At 69.5% G+C, this 5,989-nt stretch carries 5 protein-coding genes; 3 read left to right on the top strand and 2 right to left on the bottom strand.

Translation table 11 applies throughout. The features are described from left to right. Positions 1-49: 49 nt before the first annotated feature. A complete protein-coding gene (gene dcd, locus ACWGI8_RS37565; RefSeq protein ID WP_453667923.1) occupies positions 50-625 on the top strand; it encodes a dCTP deaminase in 576 nt (191 codons plus the stop codon). Positions 626-631: 6 nt separating this feature from the next. Then, complete coding sequence (locus ACWGI8_RS37560) at positions 632-1,141, top strand: phosphoribosyltransferase (protein WP_453667922.1); 510 nt, start codon at positions 632-634, stop codon at positions 1,139-1,141. A 118-nt stretch (positions 1,142-1,259) separates the two neighbouring features. Here the strand turns inward: ACWGI8_RS37560 and ACWGI8_RS37555 are convergent, their stop codons facing one another. Together ACWGI8_RS37555 and ACWGI8_RS37550 are read right to left on the bottom strand one after the other, a co-directional pair. Further along, positions 1,260-3,032 (bottom strand): SulP family inorganic anion transporter, encoded by a 1,773-nt coding sequence (locus tag ACWGI8_RS37555; RefSeq protein ID WP_453667921.1) that lies wholly within the window; start codon positions 3,030-3,032, stop codon positions 1,260-1,262. Next, the gene (locus tag ACWGI8_RS37550; protein WP_453667920.1) at positions 3,029-5,752 is read right to left on the bottom strand and encodes a cation-translocating P-type ATPase; all 2,724 of its coding nucleotides are present in this window, start codon (positions 5,750-5,752) and stop codon (positions 3,029-3,031) included. Before ACWGI8_RS37550 ends, ACWGI8_RS37555 begins: the two co-directional genes overlap by 4 nt. A 4-nt stretch (positions 5,753-5,756) precedes the next feature. Between ACWGI8_RS37550 and ACWGI8_RS37545 the strand changes: the two genes are divergently transcribed. Next, on the top strand, positions 5,757-5,989 hold a 233-nt coding region (locus tag ACWGI8_RS37545), incomplete at its 3' end, for a hypothetical protein (RefSeq protein WP_453667919.1).

Genomic DNA, 5,989 nt, shown 5'->3' with positions numbered 1-5,989 from the left:
GGATCCGCCCGATTGGGGCGGGCCCGCGCGCTCTGCGTATCCTCGGGGCGTGCTTCTCTCAGACAAGGACATCCGGGCCGAGATCGACGCCGGGCGGGTCCGTATCGACCCGTACGACGAATCGATGGTGCAGCCCTCGAGCATCGACGTGCGGCTCGACCGCTACTTCCGGGTGTTCGAGAACCACCGCTATCCGCACATCGACCCCGCCGTCGAGCAGGCGGACCTGACGCGGCTGGTCGAGCCGGAGGGGGACGAGGCGTTCATCCTGCACCCCGGCGAGTTCGTGCTCGCGTCGACGTACGAAGTGATCACGCTGCCCGACGATCTCGCCTCCCGGCTGGAGGGCAAGAGCTCCCTCGGGCGGCTCGGGCTGGTCACGCACTCCACCGCCGGGTTCATCGACCCCGGGTTCTCCGGCCATGTGACCCTGGAGCTGTCGAATCTGGCGACACTGCCGATCAAGCTGTGGCCGGGTATGAAGATCGGGCAGCTGTGCATGTTCCGGCTCACCTCGCCGGCGGAGCATTCGTACGGCTCCGAGAAGTACGGCTCCCGGTACCAGGGGCAGCGGGGGCCGACGGCCTCCAGGTCGTTTGTGAACTTCCATCGGACGCAGGTGTGACGGGCCGTGGGTGAGACACGGGAGAACCTGACGTACGAGAAGTTCGGCGGCGCGATCCGCGAGCTCGCGCAGACCATCGCCGATGACGGGTACGAGCCGGACATCGTCCTTTCCATCGCCCGCGGCGGGGTGTTCGTGGCCGGCGGGCTGGCGTACGCGCTCGACTGCAAGAACATCCACCTGGTGAACGTGGAGTTCTACACCGGGGTCGGTACCACCTTGGAAATGCCCGTCATGCTCGCGCCGGTGCCCAATGCGATCGACTTCTCGGACAAGAAGGTGCTCATCGCCGACGACGTCGCCGACACCGGCAAGACGCTGAAGCTCGTGCACGACTTCTGCGTCGACCATGTCGCCGAGGTCCGCAGCGCCGTGATCTACGAGAAGTCGCATTCCCTTGTGAAGTGCGAGTACGTCTGGAAGCGCACCGACGAGTGGATCAACTTCCCCTGGAGCGTCCTGCCTCCCGTACGTAAGCCGGGCGAGCCCGTTACGCCTTCCAGAGAGGCGCTGTAGCCGCTGAGGCGGCGGTCGGCTTCCGGCGAGCGGGTGCGCCGGGTGCAGGGTGTAGTCCTGTGAACCCTCCGCGTGCCCGTTCCGTGCCGGCTGCCGGTCGCACGGCAAGCGAAGCGTTCTAGCCGGGGGCCCCGTCGGCCGGGTGCCTGCCGCCGTTCCCGTTCCCCTTCTCGTTCCCGTTCCCGTTCTCGTCGTCGTTCTCCCGGCACCATGCCTGGTACGCGGCCACCGCCGTCGGCAGGGTGGGAAAGATCCGGTCCTCGCCCACGGACCGGATGAGCCCGTACGCGTCCAGTTCTTCGCGCAGGTCCTGTTTGACGCGCGCCATGGCGAACTCGATGCCGCGGCCGGTCAGTTCCCGTCGCAGTGCGTCCATCGCGTCCAGCGCGGTGATGTCCACCTCCACGTTGGCCTCCGCGTTGAGGACGAACCACCTGACGGGGCCCTCCTGCTCGGTCACCTCGGCCACCTCGGCCAGGGCTCGGCGCCTGAAGTCCTCCGCGTTGGCGAAGAACAGCGGGGAGTCGTAGCGGTAGACCAGCAGTCCGGGGACGATCCGCGCCTGCGGGTAGTCGTCCACGTCGTGCATGCCGGCCAGGCCGGGCACCAGCCCCTGGACGGCGTCGTGCGGTCGCGCCACCCTGCTCAGCAGCTCGACGACCGACAGGCCCACGGCCACGAGCACGCCGTAGAGGATGTCCAGGGCGAGGACCCCCAGGAGACAGCCGAGGGCCAGCAGGAGTTCTCTGCGCCGGAAGGAGGCCAGCCGGCGGAAGCCCGCCAGGTCGATCATCCGTACGGCGGCGTAGACGACCAGTGCGCCCAGTACGGCCGTGGGTGTGCTTCTGAGCAGTGGGCTGAGGAACAGGAGCACGGCCATTACGGCCGCGCCCGAGACGAGCGCGTACCCCTGGGTGTGTGCTCCGGCCGACTGGGCGAGCGCGGTCCGGCTGGCGCTGCTGCTCACCGGGAATCCCTGCAGCGTGCCGGCGCCGAGGTTCGCGGCGCCCAGGGCGAGGAGTTCCTGGTTCGCGTCCAGGCGGGGTCCGCCGTCGTCGGTGGCGAAGGCGCGCGCGGTGAGGATGAAATCGGTGTAGCCGACGAGCAGGACACCGACCGCGGGCAGCAGCAGCTGGGGCAGGTCGGCCAGTGCCGGGAGCTCCGGGCCCGGCAGTCCGGCCGGGATCTCCCCGATCACCGGGAGGCCGCGGTCCTCCAGGCCGAACGCCGCCACCGCCGCCGTACCGAGGACGACGGCCAGCAGCGGACCGGGGACGGCGCGGGGCAGGCGGGCCGCCAGGAAGAGGAAGAGCAGGGCGACGATGCTGAAGATCACCGTCACCGCATGTGCCTCGTCCAGGTTCCCGAAGAAGGACAGCAGTTGTGGGAAGAAGCCGGAGCCCTCCGTCGGGACACCGGTGAGCTTGGTCAGCTGGTCGACGATCATGATCAGCGCGACGCCGGCGAGATAGCCGATCAGAATGGGCCGCGAGAGCAGATCGGCCACGAAGCCGAGCCGCGCGGCCCACGCCACCAGGCACATCAGGCCGACCGCGACGGCGAGCGCCGATGCCAGGACGGCGTACCGCCCGGGATCACCCCCGGCGAGCGGCCCCACCACCGTGGCGGTCATCAGCGCGGTCGTCGATTCGGGACCGACCGACAGCAGCCGTGACGAGCCGAGGAAGGCGTAGAGAACGATGGCGGGCAGGATCGCCCACAGTCCCACGACCGGTGGCAGACCGGCGACGCTCGCGTACGCCATGACCTGCGGTACGAGATAGGCCGCGACGGTGATCCCGGCCACCAGGTCGCCGCGGAGCCAGTCACGCCGGTAGCTCTTGAGGGCGGCGAGGCCCGGCGCCCGGGGCAGGGTGAAGCGACGGGTCACCCTGTGCCCCTCGACCGGCGGGCGACGAGCTTGCCCAGCTCCCACAACACCAGGAGCACGACGGCGGACAGCAGCGCCCAGCCGAACTGGCGAGCGTTGATCTCGGTCGTCCCGAGGATGCGGCGGAACCCGTCCATCTGGGTCACCGCCGCCGCGAGCACGAGCTGTCCCACCGCCACCCAGTTCATCTGCTTGCTGTCGAAGGTGGACGTCGTCAGCACCGAATCCGTCTCGCTGCGGCATTCGAAAGCGGCCACGATCAGACAGAGCGCGAAGGCGGTGAACGCGATCGACTGACCTACCCCGGCGCTGCCGAAGTGGGCCTGACCGAGCTTGATCAGTCCGAGCAGGACGATGGTGATCACCAGTCCGCCGAGCCCGACCGTGACCAGCACGGCCCGTGTGAGCACCGACTCCCCTCGCGGACGCGGCCTGCGTCCCATGAGCCCGGGGCTCTCCTGGTCGAAGCCGAGCGCGAAGCCGAAGGACGCGTTGACCACGAAGTGGATCCACAGCACCTGCGGCGGGGTGAAGGGTTCACCGGCGGCGATGTTGAAGACGGTGGCGCCGAGGAATGTCAGCACGAAGGTGACCAGCAGAAGCAGCACGAACCGGATGTACTTGGTGAGGTTGTCGTAGATCTTCCGGCCCTGTCCCACGGCGTAGACGATCGTGGCGAAGTTGTCGTCGGAAAGGATCATGCGTCCGGCGTTCTTCGCCACGTCCGTGCCGCTGCCCATGGCGATGCCGATGTCGGCGGCCTTGATGGCGGGCGCGTCATTGACGCCGTCCCCGGTCATCGCCACGACGTCGCCCTTCAGCTTCAGCGTCCTGGCGAGCAGCACCTTGTGCTCCGGCGCGACCCGCCCCACCACGCCGATGCCGTCGATGCGGGCGATCTGCTCGGCCTCGGTCATGGCGGCGAAATCGGCGCCGAGGACGGCCTCGCCGGGGATGCCGAGCTGCCGGGCGATCGCCGCCCCGGTGGTGACGTCGTCCCCGGTCACCATGCGGACCCGGATGTGCGCCGCCTGGGCGCCGGCCACGGCGGCCTTGGACTCCGCACGGGGAGGATCGACCATGCCGACGAGGCTGGTCATCCGCAGATCGGTGACGTACGCGAGCAGGTCTCCGTCCGGATCGAAGCCTGCCGGGTCCAGATCACGGGTGGCCGCGGCCATCACCCGGTGCCCCTCGCCGCCCATGCGCTCGGTCAGTGCCTCGGCGCGCAGGAGCAGTTCGGCGTCCCACGGGATGGTCTCGCCCGCCGCGAGTGCGGTGGTGGCCCGCGCCATCACCGCCGGGGCCGCGCCTTTCACGAAGCAGCGGACCACCTGACGCCCGGAGGCGTCGACCGCCGAGTTGAAGGTGGCCATCAGCTTGTAGCCCGGGTCGAACGGCAGCGTGGCGAGCCGGGGAAGGCGCTCCCTGGTGGCGTCGATGTCCAGCCCGGCCTTGTACGCGAGCACCAGCAGCGCTCCCTCGGTGGGATCGCCCACCACCTCGCCGTCGACCAGCTTCGCGTCGCCGGCCACCACGTACGGCAGAATCGCGTCCTCGATGCCCGCGGAGGAACCCGCGGCATGGTGGATCTTCCCCTCGAGCCCGTAGCCCGTGCCCGAGACGGTGTACCGGTCGGTGGGACTCACCACTTCGACGGCGGTCATCTGGTTCATCGTCAGGGTGCCGGTCTTGTCCGAGTTGATCGCCGACGTGAACGCCAGAGTCTCGACCGACGGCAGTTCCTTCACGATGGCGTTCCGTTTCGCCAGGTTGAGGCTGCCGACGGACAGGATCGCCTGGGTCACGGTCGGCAGGGCCTCGGGGATGGCGGCGATGGCCAGCGAGACCGCGCTGACGAACAGGACGTCCCAGGCCTGGCCCCGCTCGCGGCCCAGGGCGAACATCACGATCATGGTCAAGCCCGCTGCCCCCGTGATCCACAGCGTCAGGTTGTTGAGTTCCCGGGTGAGCGGCGGCTCCTCCTTCTCGGTGGCCGCCAGCATCCCGGAGATCTTGCCCAGCTCGGTGCCGGCGCCGGTCGCGGTGACGACGAGAACGCCGCTGCCATGGGTGACCGGGGTGTTCATGAACGCCATGTCGGTCTGGTCACCGGGTGCCGACCGGCCGCCCGGCAGCGTGCCGGCGTCCTTCGTGGCGGGAACGCTTTCGCCGGTGAGGGCCGACTCGTCGATCTGCAGGGCGTTGGCCTCGATGATGCGTCCGTCCGCCGGAACCTGGTCCCCGGCGGCAATGAGCACGATGTCGCCGGCGATGAGCTGTTCGGCGGGGATCTCCGCCTCCGTGCCGTCCCTGCGCACCCGCGCCGTCGCCTTCATCATCGACTTCAGCGCGTTCATCGCGCTCTCGGCCTTGCCCTCCTGGCGCAGGCCCACGACCGCGTTCAACAGCGTCAGCGCGAACAGCAGGATCGCGGTGCTCCACTCCTTGATGAGCAGTGAGACGACCGCCGCGGCCATGAGGACGATCTGCATGTAGCTGCGGTACTGAATCAGGAACCGGCGCCAGGCCGGAGTCCGCTTCTCCTCGGGCAGTGCGTTCGGGCCGTGCGCGGCCAGGAGTTCGGCGGCCCGTGCCGTGGAGAGGCCGACCGCCGGATCCACGCCGAACGCCGCCACGACCTCCTCGGGAGAACGCGCGTACCAGCCGTCCTCCGGAGCTGTGGGCCGCTCTCCCCCGGAGTCTGACTGCACCGTCATCGTCGTGCCTCCGATCCGGGTCGACCGGGTCGACCGGGTCGACCGGTCCGACCTGGCCGACCGGTCCGGCCGGGTCGACCTGGCCGATCCGCGCCGCCGTCGGTCTGCGCCGGTCCGCCGGCGCCCCCGCTGGTCCGCCGGTCCTAAGGGCTGTCCCGTAATCCCCGGCGGGCGCACGACGACAGCTACGGCACCTCGCTGCGTTGTCGGATCGCCCGAATACGCCCAGTATGAGGA

Source organism: Streptomyces sp. NPDC054841 (genome assembly GCF_053611045.1).
The sequence above is the reverse complement of the archived record's forward strand: the minus strand, read 5'-3'. Positions and strand labels throughout refer to the sequence as shown.